20 protein-coding genes are annotated in these 23508 nt (G+C 41.6%); 12 read left to right on the forward strand and 8 right to left on the reverse strand.

All coding sequences use genetic code 11. The annotated features are described in order from the left end of the window. Positions 1-996: 996 nt before the first annotated feature. The 8 genes from cas3 (at position 997) to cas2e (ending at position 10549) form a co-directional block, all read left to right on the forward strand. Positions 997-3792 (forward strand): CRISPR-associated helicase Cas3', encoded by a 2796-nt coding sequence (cas3, locus tag FHG67_RS16805; protein ID WP_142499856.1) that lies wholly within the window; start codon positions 997-999, stop codon positions 3790-3792. An 11-nt stretch (positions 3793-3803) separates the two neighbouring features. Continuing rightward, the gene (gene casA / locus FHG67_RS16810; protein WP_142499857.1) at positions 3804-5405 is read left to right on the forward strand and encodes a type I-E CRISPR-associated protein Cse1/CasA; all 1602 of its coding nucleotides are present in this window, start codon (positions 3804-3806) and stop codon (positions 5403-5405) included. A gap of 5 nt (positions 5406-5410) precedes the next feature. Beyond that, the gene (gene casB, locus FHG67_RS16815) at positions 5411-5947 is read left to right on the forward strand and encodes a type I-E CRISPR-associated protein Cse2/CasB (protein ID WP_076621711.1); all 537 of its coding nucleotides are present in this window, start codon (positions 5411-5413) and stop codon (positions 5945-5947) included. Next, on the forward strand, positions 5944-7017 hold the full coding sequence (cas7e, locus tag FHG67_RS16820; protein ID WP_142499858.1) for a type I-E CRISPR-associated protein Cas7/Cse4/CasC: 1074 nt from the start codon (positions 5944-5946) through the stop codon (positions 7015-7017). Before casB ends, cas7e begins: the two co-directional genes overlap by 4 nt. Beyond that, positions 7018-7761: a type I-E CRISPR-associated protein Cas5/CasD gene (gene cas5e, locus FHG67_RS16825; RefSeq protein ID WP_061235006.1), complete on the forward strand. Its 744-nt coding sequence runs from the start codon at positions 7018-7020 to the stop codon at positions 7759-7761. A gap of 158 nt (positions 7762-7919) precedes the next feature. Then, entirely contained in the window at positions 7920-8720 is an 801-nt protein-coding gene (cas6e, locus tag FHG67_RS16830) for a type I-E CRISPR-associated protein Cas6/Cse3/CasE (protein ID WP_002631661.1), read from the forward strand. A gap of 595 nt (positions 8721-9315) precedes the next feature. Continuing rightward, the gene (gene cas1e / locus FHG67_RS16835) at positions 9316-10200 is read left to right on the forward strand and encodes a type I-E CRISPR-associated endonuclease Cas1e (RefSeq protein WP_004496872.1); all 885 of its coding nucleotides are present in this window, start codon (positions 9316-9318) and stop codon (positions 10198-10200) included. Then, complete coding sequence (cas2e, locus tag FHG67_RS16840) at positions 10181-10549, forward strand: type I-E CRISPR-associated endoribonuclease Cas2e (protein WP_004501074.1); 369 nt, start codon at positions 10181-10183, stop codon at positions 10547-10549. Before cas1e ends, cas2e begins: the two co-directional genes overlap by 20 nt. Positions 10550-10904: 355 nt before the next feature. Here the strand turns inward: cas2e and FHG67_RS16845 are convergent, their stop codons facing one another. Together FHG67_RS16845 and FHG67_RS16855 are read right to left on the reverse strand one after the other, a co-directional pair. Next, positions 10905-12056, reverse strand: a complete 1152-nt coding sequence (locus tag FHG67_RS16845; protein WP_004497017.1) for an acyltransferase family protein — start codon at positions 12054-12056, stop codon at positions 10905-10907. A gap of 448 nt (positions 12057-12504) precedes the next feature. Further along, a complete protein-coding gene (locus FHG67_RS16855; RefSeq protein WP_002631702.1) occupies positions 12505-12825 on the reverse strand; it encodes a DMT family transporter in 321 nt (106 codons plus the stop codon). 619 nt (positions 12826-13444) lie between these two features. Between FHG67_RS16855 and FHG67_RS16865 the strand changes: the two genes are divergently transcribed. Continuing rightward, positions 13445-14101, forward strand: coding sequence for a glutathione S-transferase family protein (locus FHG67_RS16865; protein WP_002631676.1), 657 nt, complete (start codon positions 13445-13447; stop codon positions 14099-14101). A gap of 1 nt (position 14102) precedes the next feature. Here FHG67_RS16865 and FHG67_RS16870 read toward each other — a convergent pair whose 3' ends face one another. The 6 genes from FHG67_RS16870 to FHG67_RS21860 all read right to left on the reverse strand — a co-directional run bounded on the left by FHG67_RS16870 (position 14103) and on the right by FHG67_RS21860 (position 20003). Next, positions 14103-16235 carry a sensor histidine kinase gene (locus FHG67_RS16870; protein WP_004501126.1) on the reverse strand — a complete coding sequence of 711 codons (2133 nt, stop codon included), beginning with the start codon at positions 16233-16235 and terminating at the stop codon, positions 14103-14105. Positions 16236-16415: 180 nt separating this feature from the next. Then, entirely contained in the window at positions 16416-17150 is a 735-nt protein-coding gene (locus tag FHG67_RS16875; RefSeq protein ID WP_002631656.1) for a histidine phosphatase family protein, read from the reverse strand. A gap of 6 nt (positions 17151-17156) precedes the next feature. After that, positions 17157-17552, reverse strand: a complete 396-nt coding sequence (locus FHG67_RS16880) for a DUF6285 domain-containing protein (protein WP_004501054.1) — start codon at positions 17550-17552, stop codon at positions 17157-17159. Next, positions 17542-18582: a phosphotransferase family protein gene (locus FHG67_RS16885; protein ID WP_002631687.1), complete on the reverse strand. Its 1041-nt coding sequence runs from the start codon at positions 18580-18582 to the stop codon at positions 17542-17544. Before FHG67_RS16885 ends, FHG67_RS16880 begins: the two co-directional genes overlap by 11 nt. Before the next feature lie 20 nt (positions 18583-18602). After that, positions 18603-19778 carry an acyl-CoA dehydrogenase family protein gene (locus FHG67_RS16890; RefSeq protein WP_004497024.1) on the reverse strand — a complete coding sequence of 392 codons (1176 nt, stop codon included), beginning with the start codon at positions 19776-19778 and terminating at the stop codon, positions 18603-18605. 78 nt (positions 19779-19856) lie between these two features. Further along, positions 19857-20003 carry a hypothetical protein gene (locus FHG67_RS21860; protein ID WP_004496931.1) on the reverse strand — a complete coding sequence of 49 codons (147 nt, stop codon included), beginning with the start codon at positions 20001-20003 and terminating at the stop codon, positions 19857-19859. A gap of 324 nt (positions 20004-20327) precedes the next feature. Here FHG67_RS21860 and FHG67_RS16900 point away from each other — a divergent pair, with 324 nt between their 5' ends. Genes FHG67_RS16900 through FHG67_RS16910 form a run of 3 tightly spaced genes read left to right on the forward strand, consistent with a single transcriptional unit; the run spans position 20328 to position 23470 of the window. After that, positions 20328-20942, forward strand: a complete 615-nt coding sequence (locus FHG67_RS16900) for a Crp/Fnr family transcriptional regulator (RefSeq protein WP_002724079.1) — start codon at positions 20328-20330, stop codon at positions 20940-20942. Then, positions 20939-22111, forward strand: coding sequence for an acyltransferase family protein (locus FHG67_RS16905; RefSeq protein ID WP_004501049.1), 1173 nt, complete (start codon positions 20939-20941; stop codon positions 22109-22111). Before FHG67_RS16900 ends, FHG67_RS16905 begins: the two co-directional genes overlap by 4 nt. 15 nt (positions 22112-22126) lie before the next feature. Further along, the gene (locus tag FHG67_RS16910; protein ID WP_004500112.1) at positions 22127-23470 is read left to right on the forward strand and encodes a YncE family protein; all 1344 of its coding nucleotides are present in this window, start codon (positions 22127-22129) and stop codon (positions 23468-23470) included. Positions 23471-23508: the final 38 nt, after the last annotated feature.

The following is a 23508-nucleotide window of genomic DNA, read 5'->3' on the forward strand; positions in this document are numbered from 1 at the left end:
AGGTTTGGGGACAAACTTTAAATAATCCTCCATTACCAAATTCATATTTGTATTTTTAAGATCGAAAACAAATCTTAAATAGTTTTCCCTGTCAACTTTTCAAATAAGTCGAACAAAAAATATTTCTATTTATAAACTGAATTCATAATTTCCAAAATCTCTGTAAATTGTTTCCGATACATTAAAACAAAATAAATTCATATATCTATTTATTATTATATACTAAATAAATCCAAACGGATGAGTGATGCAAAAATAAATTCAATTTCAAGAAAAATACAAAAAAATTCCACGCTCATTTTTCGGGAAACGATTCCGGCTAAATTGCAAATGAGCTTCGAGAAAAGTAAAAATTATATTCTAAAAACAAACGGTAGGAATGTTACGAATGAATCAAAATAAGAACTGTGTTAAACCCCACAAATGTGGGGAAAATAATCTCAAAACTGAATTTTTTGTACAACTTTACACGGTTCAACCTCCTTTTACAGGAGGAATGTTACTGTTTACTTTTTTAAAGAGAACTTTTTTGGCATTAAAAAAACTATTTTTAAGGCGAGATTGTCTCTATTTTGCACAACTTTACATTTATTGATTGATATTTTACATCTTTACCTATTTTTTGAAAAATAAGGAGTCATTATGATCAAAAAAATAATAAAAAGACATATGTACGAGACCACAGAATTCCAAAGAACACAAATAATAGAAGATTCGGATCCGCAATATTACATGGAATATAACCAAAGCAGCTTATTGCGTGTGACCCGCCATTCCTATGAGGAGGAAAATTATCATTCGAACTGGTTTCCCAAAAATGATACCGAATCTCTACCAAAATTACGGCTGTTGAAATCAAATTCTTAGATGAGATATCTTGAATTCGAAATCTTTCAAAAATGTGAACAATCCCCTACGGCGGCATAATTACCGCCGTAGGATTGGGTCCGCGAGCGCAAAAGAAAAATCAATCTGTCATTCAAAACCTAGAAATCGATGAAATCCGAAGAAAAATCATATTACAAATATTGGGGGAAAGCGAATAAAGAAGGCAACTACCATCTTCTGGTCTATCATTGTTTCGACGTTGCGGCAGTCGGAGAAGTTTATTTATCTCAAAATGAAACCCTATGCGTCCATTTTTCTCAGAAATTGGGAATCGATCCCCTAACTTTTAAAAATCTTTTCGTTTTTTTTCTGATATTACACGATCTGGGAAAATTCTCGGATTGTTTTCAATCTCTTATTCCGGATATCAAAAGCGCATTCGGTAATTCTAATTCTCCAATCGGACCCTATTCCATACGACACGATAGTTTGGGTTATATTTTTTGGGGAAAATGGATCCTGAAAGACGAAAGATTCGGAAACTACAACGGACTTTTAACAGAACAGAATTGGCTGGGTTGGAACAGATTACAATCTTCCAAGGACAAAAGTTATTTTACAGAATTTACGGACGTTTTGATCCGTTGTGTGACGGGGCATCACGGACGTCCTCCCTCTAAAAACGGATATTCGGGACAAACAGCGGTCAGTTTGGATTCTCACTTTACTGAAACCGACCGGTTGGCCGCTTTGGATTTTTCCAAAGAGGTAAATCGTATCTTATCTCCAAACCTGTATTTCAAAGGGAATTTTAAAACATTATACGATTCTACGCTCCAAATTTCCTTTTGGCTTGCCGGACTTTCCGTTTTGTGCGATTGGATCGGTTCCAACGCCGAAATTTTCAAATACCACACAACGCCAATCGATTTAGAAGAATATTATACAACAATTTCATTAAATAACGCGTCGAAGGCGGTCAAAAAATCCGGGATTTTACCTTCCAAAATCGCTCTTAACGGAAATCACTTCGGTATTTTTGAATATTTGCAGGAGCCGACCCCTTTGCAGAAATTTTGCTCGGAAGTCGTTTTACCGGATTCTCCTTCCCTTTTTATTTTAGAGGACGTTACCGGTTCCGGGAAAACCGAAGCGGCTCTGATCTTAACTCATCGTCTTATGCAAAAAAACACTTACTCCGGTTTTTACGTGGGCCTTCCTACCATGGCTACCGCAAACGGCATGTACCGAAGAATGAGTAGCGTCTACCGGAATTTATATACGAAAGAATCCCTGCCCTCTTTGGTCCTCGCACACGGCGCTCGAAATTTATCCGATTCGTTTCAAAGTTCCGTGATTTCGGATAACGCAATTCTTTCGGATCGGAATTATTCCTTCCAATCCGAAAAGAACCAGGAGGAAAGCGCCAGCGCCATTTGCAACATTTGGCTTTCGGACAATCAGAAAAAAAGTCTACTCGCGGACGCAGGAGTCGGCACGATCGATCAAGCTCTTCTTTCCGTGCTCTCTGCTAAGTTTCAATCTCTTCGGATGTTCGGTCTTTCTCGAAAGGTTCTCATATTGGACGAAGTTCATTCTTACGATCCCTACATGGTCGAACTCATCTGTTGTCTTTTAAAGGCTCAGGCTAAAATAGGGGCTTCGGTGATTCTTCTCTCCGCCACCTTACCGAAAATCCTTCGTAAAACATTCTCCGAATCCTTTGCCTTAGGATTGGATACGGAACTTCAAGATATAAAAAGCGAGGAATACCCGCTTGTTTCTTTAATCTCCGATCGACCCGTTGTGGAAGAAACTCCGATTTCCACTCGAAAAGAAGTCAGTAGAAAATTGAACGTGAAGTTCTTTTTCAATCAGGAACAAGTATTGCAAAAAATATTAGAAATTTCTAATCAAGGACGTTGTGTCTGTTGGATTAGAAATACGGTTTCGGACGCCTCGCAGGCATTCTCTTTTCTTCATTCCAAGTTAGGCGATCGGGTTACACTTTTCCACTCTAGGTTTGCAATGGGCGATCGACTGAACATTGAATCCCAAATTTTGGAAAACTTCGGTATTCAAAGCGATCAGATATCGAGAAAAGGAAAAGTAGTCGTTGCAACCCAAGTTGTGGAGCAGTCCTTGGATTTGGATTTCGACTGTATCATCACGGATCTCGCTCCGATCGACTTAATTCTACAAAGAGCCGGTAGACTTTACAGACATAGTAGGGACATATCCGGAAACATCAAACAGGGATTAGACGAAAGAGGCGTGCCGATCCTATGGATCTTTTCTCCCGAGCCGATCGACGATCCGAAATCGGATTGGTTCAGTCGTTTCAGTCGAGGCGGGAGCATGGTTTACTCGGATCACGGTAAACTTTGGCTCACTGCAAGGCTTCTCCAAGAACGAAAAGGTTGGAGAATGCCGGAAGATGCAAGAAATCTAATAGAGTCCGTGTATGGGACCAATGTAATGGTTCCGCAATCCTTTCAAGAAAATCAATCCAAAGTGGAAAACGACAAGAAAAAACGGGAAAGCGCCGCCGCTTTGAGTACGATTCGTTTGGAACTAGGATACGATTCCACCTTAAACGAAACTTCTTGGGACGATTCCAAGTTTTCCACAAGATACGGTATAGACAATTCTACAAAAGTGGTTCTGGCCAAGTTCGTTTCCGATCGTTTGGTTCCTTGGATTTCCGACACAAATCGAGATTGGCAAAATAGCGAACTCCCCGTTCCGAATTATCTTGTGGAAAAAGAATTTATATTCGAAAATTCGAATCTTTCCGAAGTTATCTCTCACTGTAAAAAAAATCTACCGGATAAAGGCAAACATTGCGTTTTACTTCCCTTGTTTTACGCAAACAATTCTTGGAGAGGCAAAGCCCTTAACAAAAAGAACGAAGTCGTATCCCTTACTTACGACGAAAGATTCGGTTTTAGAAAAGAGAAATAAAGAGGAACCTTATGAATTTAATCAAGGACGTTTGGATTCCGGCCCAAAGGTTTTCCGGAAAATTTGAAGAGATCTCCCCATTTGAGATCACTTCCCAAATCGAGAACGATTCGGATCCGGTCGTGTCTTTAAACGCTCCCAGACCGGACTTTAACGGCGCGTTGCTTCAATTTTTGATCGGACTTTTACAGGCCGTTTTTCCCCCCGAAAACGAAACCGAATGGGAAGACCTTTTCGTAAATCCTCCCTCCCCCGAGGTTCTAAAAGAAGCGATGGAAAAAGTGGAATCCGCCTTTGAGCTGTTTGGTGACGGCCCTAGATTTATGCAGGATAAAAACCTCAACGAAGAGGATACGATCTTTGATATTTCCGCGCTGTTTATCGAATCTCCCGGCGAGAATACGATCAAACTGAAAAAGGATTTTTTCATCAAAAGAGATTCCATTTCCCAGATCTGCGAAAAATGCGCTGGGATCGGTCTTTTTTCCTTTCAGACCAATTCTCCTTCCGGAGGTCAAGGACACTTAACGTCTATTCGCGGAGGCGGGCCTCTGACTACATTCGTAACTTCCAAATTAAAAGATCCTAAAAAAAATTCCCTCTGGTCGAAACTCTGGCTCAACGTTCTTCCGAAATCGTATTTTCAAGTTAACGGCCAAAAAAAGATTCCCTTCCAATCCGTTTTTCCTTGGACCAACCCGAAAATAGAAGATCTACAAACCAAAGGAAAAACGACCACTCCCCAAGACTTGCATCCGTTAAGCGTCTATTGGTCCTATCCGAGAAGAATCCTTCTGCGTAAGGAAGAGGAAAACGGCGTTTGCGATGTCTGCAATCGTTCTTCCTCCGTTTTGGTCCGTTCGTATCATACAAAAACCTACGGCCTGAGTTATTCGGAGGGAGGCTGGATTCATCCTTTCAGTCCTTACTATAAATCCAAGGAAAGTTGGCTTCCGTATCATCCTCAACCGGGAGGTATTCTCTATCACTATTGGCAGACGATCGCTCTGGGTAAGGGCCAAGAGGATCAAGCCGCCTTGGTCGTTCGTCGTTCTTTGAATCGGAAAATTCCGGGGGAACAGACTTCGATTCTAACCTTCGGCTACGATATGGACAACATGAAAGCCAGATGCTGGTACGAATCCGAGATTCCGTTTTTTAATATTCCTTCCGATAAAATCGAAAAATTCGAGGAACAGGTTTCGCAAATCCTAAACACAAGTACAGAGATTAAAAAAAATCTTCGTCAAGCGGTTTGTGACTTTTGGCTCAACAAAAAGAAAGATATCAAAGGGGATTTGGCGCCTTTAGGCGTTTCTTTTTTGAAAGATACAGAAAGTTCTTTCTACGATCTGATCCGAAACGTTAAAGAAAATCTGATCTCGGGGGCAACGGACTTTGTGACCCTGAAAAAAACCTGGCTGAAACTTTTAAACGAATCCGCTTGCAAACTTTTCGATCAGTATGTGGACTACTATAAACTCGGAGTCGAAGACCCTAAAAGAATCATAGAGGCAAGCAACAATTTGAAAACCTCCAATCTCGGTTCGAAAACTCGAAATATACTCGGACTGACCACACCGGAAAAACCCTCTAAAAGGAGAAAAAAATAAAGACAATGAGATTTTACGAAAACAAAGAAAAATTTAAGGAAATTATAATAAACTGGTGGACCGATCTGAGATCCCAGACGGGGGACAGAGCCGCCCTGAGAAGATGTTCCAACGGATTGGACACTTTGTCGATCTCTTATACCCATAAACTGATCTCCAAACTCTTCCAGGAAGGGTTTCAATTTTTTCCGGATAAAATCGGTCCGATCGCAGGTATTCTTTCTCATATCGAAGAAGACAATCCTTCCGTCTCATTTGCACGCAGCATGGCGCGAAAAGAGGGAGAAAGGCCGGTCATAAACGAGATCCGCTTCAGAAAAATATTACAATATTCGGATATACTTTCGGAAGAACTATTCTACCAAAATATGATCCGGATCGTCAAGAACCTGAAGAAAAAAGCGAATCTTTCAGACCTTTCCCTTTCCATTTACTCTTGGAATCAAAAAACCAAAAAAGACTGGGCCTACGATTATTACGGAACCCCAACAAGCGAAAACGACCTCGACAATTTAGAAAATCCTCAAGGAGAAAACCAGTGAACCGTTTCATCCAAATCCATTTCCTTACCTCTTATCCTCCCTCCAACTTGAATCGGGACGATTTGGGAAGACCCAAAACCGCGTTTCTGGGAGGGACAAACAGACTTAGAATTTCCTCCCAAAGTTTAAAAAGGGCCTGGAGAACTTCGGACCTTTTTCGGGAAACATTATCCGGTCATATCGGAATCAGAACCAAAGAAAAGGGGAAAGAAATTTATCAGAAATTATTGGATGGAAAAATCCCCGAAAAAAACGCAAGAACTTGGAGTAAGTCGATTGCGGGCATATTCGGAAAACTTAAAAATCCTTCTGAAAAAGAATTGGAAAAAAATCCTCTTTTGGATCTGGAAATAGAACAACTTGCCCATTTTAACAAAGAAGAGAACGAGGCGATTTCCTCCTTAATCCAAAAATTGATCGATACCAAAAAAGAACCTTTCAACGAGGATCTGAATCTTTTAAAAAAAGAAAATTCCTCTTCGGATATTGCTATGTTCGGTAGAATGCTCGCTTCCAAACCCGCGTTTAACGTTGAAGCGGCCGTTCAAGTCGCTCACGCGATTACGGTTCATAAGGTTGCGATCGAAGACGATTTTTTTACGGCGGTAGACGACTTAAACAGCGGAATCGAGGATGTGGGAGCCGGTCATTTAGGTGACGTGGAATTCGGTTCCGGTCTTTTTTATCTTTATATCTGCATCAACCGGGATCAGCTTCTTAACAATCTGAACGGCAACAAAGATCTGGCCAAACGAACCGTAAGAGCATTAGTCGAAACATCATCTACGATTTCTCCCACGGGAAAACAAAACAGTTTCGCTTCCAGAGCGAGAGCTTTGTATTGTATGATAGAAAAGGGAAACGAACAACCCAGATCCCTACATACAGCGTTTCTGAACTCCGTGGAGGACAAAGGAATTTTGAACGCGGCGATTTCGAAATTGGAATCCGTCAGACAAAACTTCGAAAAAGTATACGGGTCCTGCGCGTCCGGCGGTTTTAAAATTTTCAACGTGGATTCCGGAAGCGGCTCCTTAAAAGAAATATTAGATTTTACTCAAGAGGATTAGATGAAAGATTACCTGGTATTCCGCCTCTACGGTCCTCTTGTTTCCTGGGGAAACATCGCTGTGGGCGAATATCGTCCCAGCGATTCTTTTCCGACCAAATCCGCCTTGATCGGTTTGCTCTCCGCTTCTTTCGGATTCGATCGCTCGGAGGACGAAAAAATTTCGGAACTCGTTGAAGGCGTTTTTTTTGCGACCAAAGTGTTTACTCCCGGAAGTCTATTACGGGATTATCATACGATCCAAAGTCCCGGCAACGTCAAACGAACTTTACTCACCAGAAAGGACGAACTTTTGGATTCTGAATACGTTGAGACCATTCTTTCGAGCAGAGATTATCGAGTGGACGCAGTTTACGACGTCGCTCTCTCGGAAAAAAAACGAACCTCCTATTCTTTGAAGAAAATTAGAAACGCCCTTTTGAATCCGATTTATACTCCCTATTTAGGCAGAAAATCCTGTTCGATCGCCCTTCCTATGTGCCCCGAGATTTTGAGTTCGGATTCGTTTCCGAACGCATTCGAGGAATATAATAAAATTCTTATTAAGAAATACGAATCTTCAAATTACAAGGACCCTTTGCCGGATTTGTTTTCGAAATCATCCTCGATTTTGTATCTTTGGGAAGATTCGACGGAGCTCTCGGAAAAAGATCATACCCATTCTCGGAGAGACGAAGTATTAAACCGAAACAGATGGCAGTTTCAAGATAGAAAGGAGTTTTTCAAGAGTGTGTCCAAAGCCTGATTCCAAACATGATTGTCCTTATATACGGGATTTCTTTCATGTTTCGGTTTATCGAAAGCGATTATTATATTGCAATCGAAGAAACTCGGGCGGATGCCTCAACACACGTTTTTCGAGATACATTTAAACCGACGTCAGATATCGTATGGAGAACCGATATGTTTTTATCACAACTTAAATTAGATACTCATAATATTCACAATAAAATTGTTTTTAATTGGATTCAAAATCCTTATAATATCCACCAAAGATTGTGGATGGCTTTTTCCGAGAATTCGCCGAATAACAAACTTCAAAATTCTCCATTCCTTTTCCAATTGGAGTATAATTCCGATCCCGGTAAAATTTCTCGGAGAATCCTCGTGTTTTCCGAAAAGCTGCCGAACTGGGAACGAGCCTTTCAGGAATTTAAAGTTTTAACGGAAATCCCGGTTGGAAATCAAATCAAACAAATTTCTCCGACTTTTATTCAGGCCGGTGCGGTTCTGCGCTTTTCCCTTACCGCAAACCCCACGAAAAAACTTAAGGACTATCGTAGTTTGTTCAAGGAAGAACTCAAAGATTTCCCCGACAAATTCGAGCCTTCCGATCGTGTTTCCTTTTTGGAAGGAAAATCAAAATTGGAAAGTCTGAAAAAAACTCTTACTAAGGACCAAGTTAACAAGTTAAAGTCGAAAAGAGTCGGAATTTATCACGAGAAGGAATTATTGGATTGGTTGAGTAGAAAGGGAAACGACAACGGCTTTTCTCTCGTAAACGCTGCCGTAGAATATCAATCCGATTTTTCCGCAAATAAGATCAAAGGCTCTTCGTTTCCATCCATTCCTAAAATTCATACCGTTACCTTTTCCGGTATTCTTAAAATCACGGATCCGACTCAATTCAAATTTGCTTATACGAAAGGTATCGGCTCCGGTAAAGCTTTCGGTTGCGGTATGTTGTTGTTAGCCAAAACATAAATATCGTGAGTTCGCCGTAAGAAATTCACGATTTATTTTTTTTGTAGGAAGTTGAAATTTGAACTTTGTAAATCTATTCTTAAAATATGGGAATCTGAACAAATCGCGATTTTTACTCATCTCCACATAATAGAGTGTCTAAAATTCTGCGTCTAAACGTGGAATTTGTGCTCAAATTAATGGTATTCTATTTTATAGGGATCAGTAGAAACAAATTCTAAAAGTAGGGACTCCTACTTTTAGAAAATCCTTTCTCATTTTCTTACGCCTAACTCACGTTAATTTATTAAAAATACTTTATCCCACAAATTGAATTCCAAGATCAACTAACGAGAAAAAACCGGCAAGAATCGCCGACAAAGCCCACTCGAAACTCATAGCCATAGAAGAGACATAACGTTCTAAGATCGCTACATTTTATTACGAGCTTACCGAACAGCTTCAGCCGATCTTTCTTAATTTTCCGGAAGACAAACCATTACCGACACAATATTCATTTATTATATTCTTAATTTATAATAGACTAATTTATTTTTTAGAATTCCATCCGGCCGCGCTTATCCCTTCAATTGAGAAGTCCGACAATCAATTCGTTATGACAAACAGAAACCTTCAAGAACTTCCAAAATTCGAAGACAATTGGTCGCATTTATATTTTGAAAAGGGTAGAATCGACCAATTTCAAAAATCCATCGGTTTTCATTATCTGGATAAAGTCGTTCCGATTCCGATCGAAACGATCGGCCTTCTTTTATTGGGTCCGGGAACCTCGATTACTCACGAAGCCATCAAAAGGATTTCGGACAGCAGATGTCTTCTTGCTTGGACGGGCGAAGGTGGAGTCCGTTTTTATTCGGCCGGCTATACGGGTACTTATTCCGCAAGAAATTTACTTCGCCAAGTGGAAGCTTACGGCAATCCGAAGGAAAGAGATTTAGTGATCCGTAGAATGTATCAATTCCGTTTTTCGGATGAGATTCCTGCAGACGCCACCATCGAACAAATTCGCGGCTTAGAGGGGGCGAGGGTTCGAAAAATTTACAGGGAATGGTCCCAAAAATCCGGAGTTCCTTGGAAGAGCAGATCTTACGACCAAAATAGCTGGGACTGGAGCGATCCGATCAACCGCGCTCTTTCTTCCGCAAACGCCTGTCTTTACGGAGTGGTTCACGCGGCGATCCTTCAATCCGGTTTTTCCCCCGCTATCGGTTTTGTTCATACGGGCAAACAGTTGTCCTTCGTTTACGACATTGCGGACCTTTACAAAGCGGAAATTACGATTCCTTTGGCTTTCGAAATTACAGCTGAAGATGCGACTAACGTAGAAAGAAGGATCCGTTTCGCATGCAGAGATAAATTCAAACTTAGTAAATTACTTAAAAGGATTATTCCGGATATCAAGGAGCTGATTTATGGTGGTTTTGATTTTGGAGAGAGTGAAGACTTCTCAGAGGGGAGAGATGTCGCGGTTAGCCATTGAACTGAAGCCCGGGGTCTTTGTCGCCTCCATTAACGCGAGAGTTCGAGATCGGATCTGGAAAAAAATTTCCGAAGAATGGAAGTCGGATGCGATCATGTTGTATTCGAGCAACACGGAACAAGGTTACGCTATCCGTTCTCACGGCGATCCTTCTCGCGAGATTATAGACTTCGACGGTTTGCTTCTAATGTCCAAACCCGATTCTAAACGCGATCAGAAAGTAGTCACGAGTATTTCCGACTTTTCGATGGCCACCGAAGATTCTCCTTTTTCAGATCTCAAAGGCTTTTTCAACGAAAAGGCTAATTCCCTTCTTTTAGAAACAGGTGAATCAAAAGAACAGACATAATTCTTAAGATTCCTATACAAACTTTTTGCCTATTCCCCACATGCGTGGGGTTGAACCGCGGCGAGTTCTTTCGCAACATCCGGAGACAAACGATTCCCCACATGCGTGGGGTTGAAAGCTGGACTTTCCAATCCGAGACCGGTGTTGTATTTTTATTTTCTATGGTGAATCTTTTTCACACGTTAAATTACGAACTTTAACGATTGTGCAAGTAACTTAACCTCGCAAAATCCACTAAAAGATAAGCTGGAAAAATCATAACGAAGCGTATCGCAGAAGAATAAACTCATAAGACATACAAGGAATCTGAATCCAATTCTAAAAATCATTTCCTTTCAAGCTTTCTTGAATCGTTTTAAACTTTGATATAAATCTTCCTTTTATCTAAAAAACTTAAAATTCCCCACCAAACCGACAAATGAAGAACCGCATATAACAAAGATGCGAGATACGGATCTGTAATAAAAACAAGTTTAGAAAAAAACCAGGCTTTGACGCCGACCTGTTTTCCATTCTCCGTCATAATTGTCCAAAGGTTAAGCGTTCTCGCAAGTATTCCGGAACCTACAAAAACTAAAATCGCGTTCTTACCGAATACGAGTAACGGTTGAAAAAAGATTTTCAAGTTCAATCCGTTCCGCTCTTTCGAAGAAACCAACCAATTTAAATATTCAAAAAATCCTATGCAAAAAAAAGCGAGTCCCGCCGTATATGCCGCGTAACTTCCGGTCCAAAGACTTTTATTCATCGGTAAACTTTGATCCCATAACAAGCCGACAAATGTGAATAAAAATCCCAACCCAAATGTACTGAGAACCCTACTCCTTCCCCCACCTTCTCTCAAAAAAAGGATAAAACCACAAAGTACCCCGAACAAAGAAGTGGCAATCGATGCGACTCCACTTAACAATCCTTCCGGGTCCCAGGTTTTGGAAAATTTCCAAAGATGTTTTTCTCCGATAATCACTCGATCGATCCAGGCTCCGATGTCCTTCCCCTGCTCCAAAGATACCATCGCTTCCCCAGGAGGAGCGATATGAGTTAAGATCCAAGTATGAACGAGTAAAACCGGAATTAAGAAAATCAACACTTTCTTTCCCGGAAATATAAGATACAAACTCGCAACGACCCAATACACGAATCCGATTCTCTGCAGTACTCCTGGAATTCTAAGCTCCGCAAAAGACCATTCTCCGAAAAAATTCAATAACAGTCCGAGCAATATCAGATTAACGCTTCTTTTACAAATCCCGACCCAGATCCTACTACGATCAATTCCATTTTTAGAATATAATGAAATTGGAATTGAACCTCCCACCGCAAATAAAAAAAAGGGAAACACCAAATCCGTCGGTGTACAACCGTTCCATTTCGCATGTTTCAAGGGAGAATAGATGTAAGACCAAGAACCGGGATTGTTTACGAGTATCATCCCGATTACGGTCATTCCTCGGAACAGATCCAAAGATAAAATCCGATCCTTATTTTGAGTCGATTTCTTTTCCAAATGACGACCTTTGAACGTTTCGTTTTTTCATTCGTGAAAACTCCGTTTCCCTACCGCACGTAATTCAATCTTTGATTTCTTGAGACCATTTTTCGTCGAATTCAATTTTTGAATTCCAAAAAATTTATATATCTGATCTCGAATATACTTCGATTCGAACTCCGTTTCGAATTTTTTTCCGAAGCTACAACATCGGTTTTGATTCAGAGATACTCTTTTTGCAAACATCTACGGGGCAGTTTTAGTCTTTTCACGAACTTAAAAGCCCGCTTCAAAACCTTAGAATGTAAAAACTACTACAGAAATTGAACCGCGAAAAAAATCTGCTCGAAGCCCATAAAGGCGCAATCTGCGGGAACTGCTGCATTTCGTTGCGAACGATCGTATACAACTGAGCTATTTTAAGATTTTGGAATAGTCTTTGAATAAAGACGGCTTTTAAATTCCTCTATTCCGAAACTAAAAATTTAAGGCCTAAGACCGAAAGAATCAGCGTAGACAAAAAGAATCCTCTCCAAAAATCGATAGGTTCTCCATGAATTATAATACCAATCAGTATGGTTCCCGCCGCGCCCAAACCGGTCCAAATTGCGTAAGCAGTTCCCATCGGAATCGTCTGAACCGCCTTGTTCAAAAAGGCCAAACTAAAAACCGAAGAAACTACAAAACCCCCGATCCATGTCGGTTTAGTAAAATTATCGGATAGCTTGAGGCAAGTCGTAAATCCGATCTCGAATGTGGAAGCGATGATAAGATAAATCCAAGCCATAACCCACACTCCTTTACTCTAAATAGATATCAACTCATTATCTACAAATCCCGATCGTTGTTTTTATACGATCTCGAAAGAAATATGATAAACTCAGACTTTTATCCAATCGTTCCACTTTTCGATAAGCGAAAACGAGTTTTACGATTCAAGATCGAACCGTTTCTATGTCCTCATTAGACAAACACCGAGTAGTTGCACAAAAAACCGTTTTCGAATTTAGAAATACATTAAAGTTTTATAATGATTAATTGGAACCACAAAAAAACGATCCGAAACATACTCGCAACTTCGGGAATCGTCCAAAAAGAAAATTGCAAGCACGAATTCGGTTTTATCGGGTGCGCCGTATTATGATTTTTCTTGGATGGAATACTATAGATTGAAACTTTCCGAAAAGAAAAATATTCTTTCCTGGCTCCGGTTGTATTTGCCACTCTCTATTTCCTCTTACATGCGTAGTTGTAACGTTTAATCGTTGTCATTTCACCCGCCTTTCTCTGACAACTTTTTTTAGGACGCTACACCGAGGAATTTTAGCTTTTTTATTTACATTTTAAAAAGGAAAAAAGTCTAATCTCCGAAATTAAGTAATTTAAAAAACTTTAGGAGAAAACCTTTGATCGAGTTATATTCTGCTTCCACACCCAACGGAAGAAAAGTTTCCATCATGCTGGAAGAATTAGGAATTCCTTATACGATTCATCCGATTGATCTAGACAAACTGGAACAAAAACAAGAGTGGTTTCTGAAAATTAATCCGAACGGTAGAATTCCTGCGATTATCGACAAAGACAATGAAAACTTTGCCGTGTTCGAATCGGGAGCAATTCTGATCTATCTCGCGGAGAAAAACGGTAAATTTTTACCGAAAGATCCGAAGGAAAAAAGTATCGTACTACAATGGCTTATGTTTCAGATGGGCGGAGTCGGTCCAATGCAAGGACAAGCCGGAGTATTTTTAAAATACGCTCCCGAAAAGATTCCTTTCGCGATTTCCAGGTACCAAAACGAAACAAAACGTCTGTATTCGGTTTTAGATAGAAGGCTCGGCGAAAGTAAATTTTTAGCCGGAAAAGAACTATCGATCGCCGATATCGCAACCTGGCCTTGGGTCAACATACACGACTGGGTGGAAATTTCTCTGGATGAATTTCCGAATTTAAAACGTTGGAACGAAGAACTCGCAAAACGCCCGGCTTTCATCAAAGGGAAGGACATTCCGAACAAAAAAGATCATAAAAACAACGCGGAAGAAGCCAAAAAGAAAGTTTAGATTACATTAACAAAGTAGAATTTTCTAATTTTTCCGGAGACGGTTCGGCAGCGGGAAGAATCACGAAAAACGTGGTCCCCTGTTCCGAAGTTTCAAAGAAGATTTTTCCGTTATGATCTTCTATGATTCTCCTGCATATATCCAGTCCCAGACCTGTTCCCGCGCCGGAAGGCTTCGTAGTGAAAAACGGTTCGAAGATGCGGTCCCGTATCGTATCTTCGATTCCGTTTCCGCTATCCTTGATTGCAACTTCCCAACCGGCCGGTACTCTCTTACAGGAAATTGCCATTTTCCCCTTATAATTCATCGCATAAAGCGCATTCCCTATCAGATTAATCCATACCTGAGTCAGCGATTCCGCATTTCCCCAAACACAGGAAGTTTCAGGCATATCACGAACGATCTCCACTTGAGTCTTATATTTCGAATAATAAAGTGTAAACACGGTTTCCAATTGTTTACGCACGTCCACAGACCCCATCGTCGTTTCAGCGGGATCTTTATACGCATATTCCTTTAAGGCTTGTATCACAAGAGAGGCCTTTTCCGCCGCCTTCTCAATCGTAAAACTCGCCCGGGCAAGACCGGAAAGTGAAAAGGCATTCTGTGCAATCATGATCAGTTTTTCTTTTTGAGGCAGATCCTTAAAATTCTCCGAAACATATTCGGGACTAATTCCCAAATCGGTGAGCATGTCCGCGAGACGCACAACCTCGGAAAAACCGAAGTCGTTTAACAAAACTGCGATTTTTTTCCTTTTGACTCTTTCTTCTCTAGTATCGTAAAATTCCCTCAGAGTAATTCCTTTGGAAAAAAGTTTTTCCCAAATCGATTTTTCCTCTTCCGTAAATCTCGAATAATTTCTCAGAAGACCTTCCCAAGAATTGGACAATATGGACCGAATCCCTTCGTTCGAAGAAACGATGGCGCCTAACGGAGTGTTGAGTTCGTGCGCAATTCCGGCAACCAACTGTCCGAGGACGGCCATCTTCTCGGAGCGAATCAGTTGTTTTTGTGTGTTTTTTAAATTTTCGATCGCCCGAATCACTTGTTCATTTTTGGAAGTGAGGTATTGATTTACGGTCCTTAATTCTTCCGTTCTTTTGGCGACGATCCCTTCGAGTCCTTCGTTGATCAAACGGATTTCCTGTTCCGCATTCGTCATTTCCTTTACGAGAAAGGTTTGTCTCGCGCTCGCAATCACAACCACGATCGTGGTTCCGGTCCACGCTATAATTCGAACTCCTTCGGGCAATCCGCTGAGAGTTCCCGCAAGTACGATCGTAATCGAACTCGCAACTACTTCAAATAACGGTAATAAACGAAGTGCCGCTTCAAACCTTCTTCCCCAAATCGGATTGTCGTTGAATTTTGGTTCCCAGGTCAAGGCCCCGTACCCCAAAATCAAAGCGGAAACGGAAAAACCCGCATTGAGCACGGTTCCATCCGGAGGAATCTGCACGATAAAAAACGCGTTCCACAACAACCAACAAAGTCCCGTTCCTCCCATACCGAGTATGAAAAAAAACCAGGATTTATCCGGCTGTAATCTTAAAAGAGGAATGAGTAAAACTCCTAGAGCCGCCGCCGTTAAAAAAGAAACCGGATGATTGATCAAAGGAAGAAGCTGAGGAATTCCAACTCCCTCCCTTTGAGGAAGATATAACGCAAGAGAAAAAGTAAGAATCGCAGTGATGAGCCCCAGTGCGTCCAACACAGCCGTTCGGATTCTACTTCGATCACATTCAATAACTATAATAGAGTATCCAATGACAAAACAGGGAGCCACCCAGGGGAAAAGATAATCGCTCGGAGTAGGAATTATGTAATAATCAAGATAAACTTGAATCGCCCAGGAAAGTTGCCCGAGCGCGTTTGCCGTGAGACCGAGCGCGAACCAAAGTCTAAAACGATGAATCCCGCTTTCGGCGGAAAAATACCCAAACCAGGCGAGAGCGGCCGCACATAAATAGGAAACGGTCCAGTGAATATTGTCTATAAGCCTGTCTAGATTTCTTTCTTCGTAATAATAATTTCCGAAAAAAGACGCGATTACCAAAATCGCACTGATCCAAAATACCAAAAACCCCAAATTAGAAATCGGAAATCGAGAATGATTTTTTAAATTTGTCATCAGCCGTGCACAGACGAACCAGTCTAGACGTTAGCCATCCATTTCGTCGACCTTTTTCTCTCTCTTAAAATTCTCAAAGCGGGGATTCCACTTAACACCTTTCCAAAATCTCTAAAGGAGTCGATCCGACTCGGATCGTCAAAATTCAGACCTATGGATCGAACGCATTGTACGATTCGCTTAGAGTAGAGTTCGATTTAAATTGTCGGGGAGATGAGGAACTCCATTGATCGATACCGGCAAATACTTTCCTCTCACCCATCGAAACGTATTTAAAGAAGTATTCCAAATCCAAGGCATCCAAGCAAAACAGTCCTCATCCTGACGCAGAAAACGATTTAACACCAACGATATCGGAGTCCCCGAGGTAAAAATGAAAGTCCTTTCCTGATTTCCAGAAGAAAACAAAACATTAGAAGAATGGAATATTCTATTCTCAAAACTTTCGTACGTTTCGATTCCTTCCGGAGTTTCTTTTCCCTCTCTCCAGAATATCAGGATTTCCTCCGTCAATCTCAGGAATAAGGCCACGGACCTGATCCCGCCTCTGACTCGAATCTTGCCGTATTGAGAAAGTGTCTTTGCAAACTCCGGTCTTTTGGAAGCGAGCAATTTGGAATAAGCGTTCCAGAGCTCCATCGAAAATTCGTCCCAGCCCGCATCTCGACGAACGAAAAAACCGTCTTTGTATTTCTCACGCTCGCCGCTAACCGAAATCACGCCTTGCATAAAAGATTCCGCGGTTTCTATGTGTCTTCTAAGAGTTCCGGTTACGATCCGGTCGGGAAGTTCCCCGTTTTGCGCCATAAATTTTCCAAGCGCGAAAGATTGATTTTTTCCGTGTTGTGTTAAGAGATCGTAGTTTTTACCCCGAGAATTTGCCTGACCGTGACGAACTAGATGAACGAAAGACATGAGCAGCTAACGTTCCGAGGTAAATCTCGGATTTATAACCTCGACTTTTTCTTTTACGGTTTCCTTCACGTGATTCCAATATTGCAAATTTTCCGAGGAAAGTTTTTCCTTACGGATCTTATCCCGTAGTTCTATATTCCAGGCATGAGCCAGGGCTTTTTTTTCGTTCAGCGTGGAAGGATTTGCTAAATTCTTATTAAGTATCCCAACAAGACGACTTAACTCTTTATCTAGCAGCTCTTCTCCCGAACGGATCTCCCGGGAAACAACCCCTAACATATTCCAACTCACTAATGTTTTATACGAAAGAAACTCCTTATCCTTAAATTGCGGCAGTATTTCCTTCATTAGAAAATCCTGAATCGCTTCGAGCAAGTCCGCGGACGTCGGCTTATCCTGCATTTTCTATGATCCTCATCGCTTCGTATTCCATCTCGCAGGCTCGTCTTCCGATCGCCGCGAGCTCTATTCCCTTATCCTTTCCGGAAAGATGTCGTTCGGCCTGACCGATACATCCGATGGCCCACCTGAGATTTCCCATCACTTCCCAATACGTAACCATTTCCGGATCAAGTTTGACACCCGAGACCTTTTCATACTCCTCGTAGAATTCCCCACGATCCGCAAACCCTCCCGCTTCCTTATTCAACTTACCGAATCTCCAATCCCTCATACAAAGCCACGTGAGATCCTCATGACGATCTCCCCAATGAGCGAACTCCCAGTCTACGATTCCTTGCAACCCTTCCGGAGTTACCATAAAATTTCCGGTTCTGAAATCCCCATGTATTAATACGACATCATCCGAAGGTTTCGCTTTCTTCTCCAACCAATTGAGAATCATCTCCATTGCAGGATAGGCTTCTTCCATTCTTTCCAACTCCGATCGCAAAGAGCGAATCGATCCGTTCGCGACTGTCTTATCGTTCGAATCCTGTCCCATCCAAAGTGTTTTTCTCAACGCTTCGTTTTTACAATCGGAAGGTTTTATAGAATGAAGTCTGGCAAGATTTTTAGCGAGATCGATAGCGAGCTGTTTTCTTACTTTATTAAGCGAAGGATCTTTGACGACATATCTTCCGATTGCTTTTCCGGAAATTTTCTGCATAAAGTAAAAAGGGCTTCCGGTGATCCCGCGGTCCGTCTCCAACCAGAAAGGTTTCGGCGTATTGACTCCCGCATTATAGGCAAGATCACAGACTCCGAACTCGTCCTCCCGACTCAAAGACTCAAGAAGCGCCGCTCCCTTATCGGTTCTAAATACCGTATCGTAAGAACCCTTTTCCGGTCCGTCCAACACCTGAACTAGCGCGGCGAAGTTTTCCTGGCAGGCTCCTCCGCTGAGAGACGTCATGGAATGTATCTCAGTTTTTCCCTTTAATCTTTCGGAAAGATATCCTTCCAGAACATTCTTTAATTCCGTATCGTTCATAACATTCTCTAATTCTAATATTAAAAATCGCTTTTGCCGCTGATCAGATTTCTTCCGATCACCATCTTATGGACCTCGGTCGGTCCGTCCGCGATTCTGGCCGCCCTCGCGTCTCTGTAGAACAATTCGAGTTTCATGTCTCTTCCATATCCGTGCGAACCGCAAATCTGAATCGCGCGATCGACCGTTTTACAAAGAGTTTCGGAGACTTGCCACTTGGCCATCGATATGATCTGTCTCGCATCCTCTCCCGCTCTCAAAGTATGCGCGGCTTTCAAAGTAAGCATATATCCAGATTCGATTTCAAGCGCGGACTCTGCGAACATCCATTGAATTCCCTGATGGTCCGCAAGTTTTTGTCCGAACACTTCCCGTTTGAGCGCGTATTCTCTTGCAATCTCCATGGATCTTCTCGCAAGTCCGATCCATCTCATACAATGCGTAAGTCTTGCGGGACCGAGACGCTCTTGAGACCATTTGAACCCTTCGCCCACTCTTCCCAATATCGCAGACTCGGGAACCCGAACGTTTTCGAATTTTAATTCGCAATGCCCTCCGGGACCATGAGAACCCATCACTCCGATTTCCCTCACCATCGTATAGCCGGGCGTATCCGTCGGCACGAGAAACATCGTAGTTCTTCGAAAAGAATCAGCGACCTTAGACATCACGATCAAAAAGCTCGCTCCGTTTGCACCCGTACAATACCATTTGTGTCCATTGATTACGTATTCGTTTCCGTCTTTTACCGCATTGGTAGTAAGAGTTTGAGGATCCGCCCCCGCTCCCGGGGGAGGTTCTGTCATCGCAAAAGCGGAACGAATTTTCCCTTGAATCAGAGGATGATAGTATTTTTCTTTTTGTTCTTTATTTGCCGCAATATGAAGGAGGTGCATATTCCCTTCGTCAGGCGCATCGCAGTTACAAAGATAAGGAGCAATCGGAGAGCGCCCGAGTTCAGAAAAGATGATCGCGGTTCCAACCATATCGAGCCCGAGACCGCCTTCGGATTTAGGAAGATGCGGGGTCCAAAGTCCTAGTTCTTTCACTCTTTTTCTGAGTTCCTCGGTGATTTTCTCGGGCATTCTACCGCGGTCGTAGTCGTAATGAACTTCCGCCGGAATCGCATCATTCTCGACGAAGTCTCGGATTCTTTTCTTAATTTCTTCGACTTCCTTAGGTATCGTAAAATCCATATTCTTTTCCTTCCCCGAAAGTATCGAACTTTACGGGATAACTTTTTTTCTTCGCGTATTTTTCGATTATCTCAGGGATCAGTTTGTATTTCCCAATCCGATCACCTCCCCTCCGTTCTTACACTTTACGAAAGTAATCGCTTTCTGTATCGATAGGAGAATATAAAAAACAATCCCAAACAAACTCAGACCGCAAGAACCCGCCCGATTCGACCTCCGTTCCATTTTTTAAGACCTCGAAAAATTATTTTAGATAAGATATGAGTCAACAGCAATTTCCGAAGCTGTTTGAGTATAGAAATCCGGAAAACTCCGCGCTCTTTTTCGTTCCCTCTCGAAAAAAAGTAAAAACTCCTTTTCCTTTGTAAGCTTAGAGTTCTATAAATCACCTTAGAATTTGGCCTTCGGATTTTAGTTGATTCCGATTTCCAAAGCTTTGAATCTGGTGTAGACTTTCTAAGTAATCTTCGATTTCTAAAAGCAGCCAAAATCTTTGGAAGATTATAATTAAGGTCAGGTCCGTTAAGAATTATGGAAATAACAGAATCTATGACCCACAAGTTGGGCGTCGAATTCAAAGAGTCCGATATTATCTTTGAGGAAAATCAGGAAGCAGAAGTGATGTACCTGATCGCCAAAGGAAAAGTAGGGATTCACAAAAAAGTGAAAGAAGCCTATAAACTCCTCGTAGAATTAAAAGAGGGGGATATGTTCGGCGAAATGGCACTAATTGATAAGACGCCTCGAAGTGCGAGGGCCGTTGCAAGGACGGACGTTTTGCTCATAGCAATCAATAAGGATGCATTTTTCAATCTGATACGAACAAATCCCGGATTTTCCATGAAGATCGTTAAAATTCTCACCTCAAGACTGAGAGAAACCAATAAGACGATCGCCACTCTTTTGAAAGCGGATAAAAAGAATTTAGTGACATCCGCCTTGATTAATTTCTCGCAAGCGAACGGACAACAGGATGGAAGTAATTATCGAATTCCTCTGAATCATTTCATCAAGTGGGCAATCCTCAGAGTCGGATTGGAACACCAAGACTTAGTGAGTTCGATCAGATTATTAGTAAAAGATAAAATGGTAGAACAAATCAAAGAAGATCCTTCGACCCTGATTATTAGAGACTCTCTTTTCAAATATACGGTGGATACTTGAGCCTTAAACCAATCTTATCAAAAACCAGAAAAAGACTTTCTTATTTAGACAATCTCCGTTCCTTTGCTCTTTTAATCGGTCTCGTATTTCATGTCGCGATCGTTTACGCCGCCGAGATCAAATACCCCCTTCAAAACGAACAAAAATCGGAGTTTTTCGACGTATTTGGAGAATGGGTGCACGTTTTTAGAATGCCTCTTTTTTTCTTTCTTTCCGGGTATTTCACAGAAGCGATTTTTCGCGCCAAAACTCTGAAAGAATTTTTAAAGATGAGGATTTTCAGGATTTTCATTCCGACTGTGGTGGGGATCTTACTCTTCGCGCCAATGCAATCCTATGTCTCTCTCTTACAAACGGGAGAAAAAATTTCCTATTTCGATTTCTACTTTAGAATATTCTTAAACGGAAGAATTCGCCCTTCTCATCTCTGGTTTCTCTACTTTCTAATCTTATTCACGATTCTGCATCTTTTTACCCGAAAGATCACTCTTTTGTTGACAGCGTTTTTAAAAAAGGAACCGGATCAACAAGGTTTCGCTCAAGAATGGAAGACAATCACCGTTTTTACTTTCATCAGCTTTGCCGGAACCTGTATGATCAATTTTTATTTTATGAAAGACGAATCCTGGTTTGCGATCGAACCAGTAAACTTTATCTACAACTATACGTTCTTTCTTTGCGGAAGCCTTCTGATTTCAAACGAAGTTCTCCTTTTGGAACCTAGATCGAATCGTTCTTGGGTTTGGGGCCCGCTTGCTTTCCTCACTTTCTGGGGCTTTTACGAGATCAGTAGAATCGATCCGTTCTGGTCTTACTTCGGTTATACGGGAGATTGGAGAAGAATCCTTCATATTCTTTCCAAATGCGCCGCCGGTTGGCTGATGATCCGCCTTTTGATCGGACTCTTTCAGAAATTTTTCGATTTCAAAAACAACAAAACCGAATATATGAGGACCGCGAGTCTTCCGATCTATCTAGTGCACCATCCGGTTTCGCTTTTAACGGGATACTTCGTGGTTCATACCTCCTTAGGACTTGCCGAGAAATTTCTACTGCACCTCCTTCTTGTGTTCGGAATCACATTTGCAATTTATCATTTTCTAATACGTCCTTTCCACTGGGTCAACTTGATTCTCGGAAACCAAACATACGCGAAAAAAAATTCATAACTTCAGGAGAACTCTTTGAACTCGAATTCCGAAAAAAAATTCTTCAAACCGAACGGAATGCTTTTGATCTTTCTGTTTCTAATTTGTTGCAAGAGCGAAAACCTGATTTCTTTTCCTTCCAACCCGGAAAAAAACAGAATTGCAACCGTTAAATTCAGCATCCATCCTTACAAAGGGACCGTAATCCAATCAGGAGAAGAAACCGTTCCATTCAGAATTCTGGAAACCGACAAGAATATCGCCCTCGTAGAAATGAAACTACCCGTTTATAAGGACGGCAAGGAAGTCGAGTTAAAATTTTCCTCTCCGGGGTTCCAAAGCTCCTTTTTCCGCGTAAAAAGCGCGGAAGAGTTAAACGAGAAGTTAATCGCACTCGACAAAGAAGGCATAACGCATCGTTTTGTTGCAAGATTTAAAACCGGAATACAACCCAAAAGCGTTCGTTTTATCGATAACACAAGACTTGCAATTCCCCTTTTGGAAGACGAAGGGATGGACGTTTTGGATATAAGAACCGGCGAAACGATCCGACTCTCTCCTCCCGAAAAATACAAAAAGAAATTGGGCTTTGTAGAAACGATCGCGATTCCGGAGCACAACGAACTTTGGGTTAGCCAGATGCAGGCAAATGCAGTTCACGTCTTCGATCTCAAAACTCTCGTTTATAAAACGAGCATTGACCTTACAGGAAAGTGGTCTAAGATTCTTCTTTATGATCCGATTCGAGATTTAGTTTATTGTTCGAATTGGGTCAGCGAAGATATTTCCGTCATCGATAGAAAAACAAAAGTGGAAATTCGAAAGACCGACAAGATCGGTTTACCTCGAGGTCTTCTTCTCTCCAAAGACGGTAAAGAATTATACATCGCTCAATTTTCCGCGAGCAATCAGGAATCCGGCGGCGGTAGGCTCGGAATCTATTCCATGGAAAAAGAAAAGTTGACCGATACGATCGGTCCTCCCGGCAACAAACGCCATATCGTTCCGGGCAACGCGGAAAATAAAATATACGTCTCGGATATGTGTTGTAGTAAGATCGAAGTTTATGATTTAAAAGAAAAAAAAGTTCAGAAGGCGATCCCAGTATTCGATAAACCGAATACGATCGCCCTTTCTCCAGACGGTAAATACCTATACGTTTCTTGCAGAGGTCCAAACAATCCCACCGAAGGTTATCTCAAAAAAGGATTGGTTCTGGGAAGAGTGTACGTAATCGATACGACAACCGACACCGTAAAGGAATTCTGGGAAGCAGGAAATCAACCTACAGGTCTCGATATTTCGCCTGACAACCGCTACTTAGTAATCTCAGATTTTTTAGATCATCAGATTCGAGTCTATCGCAGAGACGGTTTTTAATTCCGGGCCGGAAAGCGTTTTTTAACAAAAAACTGTTG

The sequence above is a fragment of the Leptospira weilii genome, from assembly GCF_006874765.1.
Lineage (GTDB): Bacteria > Spirochaetota > Leptospiria > Leptospirales > Leptospiraceae > Leptospira > Leptospira weilii.

Excerpts from the sequence above, each read along its gene's own strand:
- FHG67_RS16890 (WP_004497024.1), bottom strand. The coding sequence starts at position 19,778 with ATGGATTTTACGATACCTAAGGAAGTCGAAGAAATTAAGAAAAGAATC.
- FHG67_RS21860 (WP_004496931.1), bottom strand. The coding sequence starts at position 20,003 with ATGGAACGGAGGTCGAATCGGGCGGGTTCTTGCGGTCTGAGTTTGTTT.
- cas6e (WP_002631661.1), top strand. The coding sequence starts at position 7,920 with ATGTTTTTATCACAACTTAAATTAGATACTCATAATATTCACAATAAA.
- casA (WP_142499857.1), top strand. The coding sequence starts at position 3,804 with ATGAATTTAATCAAGGACGTTTGGATTCCGGCCCAAAGGTTTTCCGGA.
- cas5e (WP_061235006.1), top strand. The coding sequence starts at position 7,018 with ATGAAAGATTACCTGGTATTCCGCCTCTACGGTCCTCTTGTTTCCTGG.
- cas1e (WP_004496872.1), top strand. The coding sequence starts at position 9,316 with ATGACAAACAGAAACCTTCAAGAACTTCCAAAATTCGAAGACAATTGG.
- casB (WP_076621711.1), top strand. The coding sequence starts at position 5,411 with ATGAGATTTTACGAAAACAAAGAAAAATTTAAGGAAATTATAATAAAC.
- FHG67_RS16875 (WP_002631656.1), bottom strand. The coding sequence starts at position 17,150 with ATGTCTTTCGTTCATCTAGTTCGTCACGGTCAGGCAAATTCTCGGGGT.
- cas2e (WP_004501074.1), top strand. The coding sequence starts at position 10,181 with ATGTCGCGGTTAGCCATTGAACTGAAGCCCGGGGTCTTTGTCGCCTCC.
- FHG67_RS16885 (WP_002631687.1), bottom strand. The coding sequence starts at position 18,582 with ATGAACGATACGGAATTAAAGAATGTTCTGGAAGGATATCTTTCCGAA.
- FHG67_RS16900 (WP_002724079.1), top strand. The coding sequence starts at position 20,328 with ATGACCCACAAGTTGGGCGTCGAATTCAAAGAGTCCGATATTATCTTT.
- FHG67_RS16880 (WP_004501054.1), bottom strand. The coding sequence starts at position 17,552 with ATGCAGGATAAGCCGACGTCCGCGGACTTGCTCGAAGCGATTCAGGAT.
- FHG67_RS16870 (WP_004501126.1), bottom strand. The coding sequence starts at position 16,235 with ATGACAAATTTAAAAAATCATTCTCGATTTCCGATTTCTAATTTGGGG.
- FHG67_RS16855 (WP_002631702.1), bottom strand. The coding sequence starts at position 12,825 with ATGGCTTGGATTTATCTTATCATCGCTTCCACATTCGAGATCGGATTT.
- cas3 (WP_142499856.1), top strand. The coding sequence starts at position 997 with ATGAAATCCGAAGAAAAATCATATTACAAATATTGGGGGAAAGCGAAT.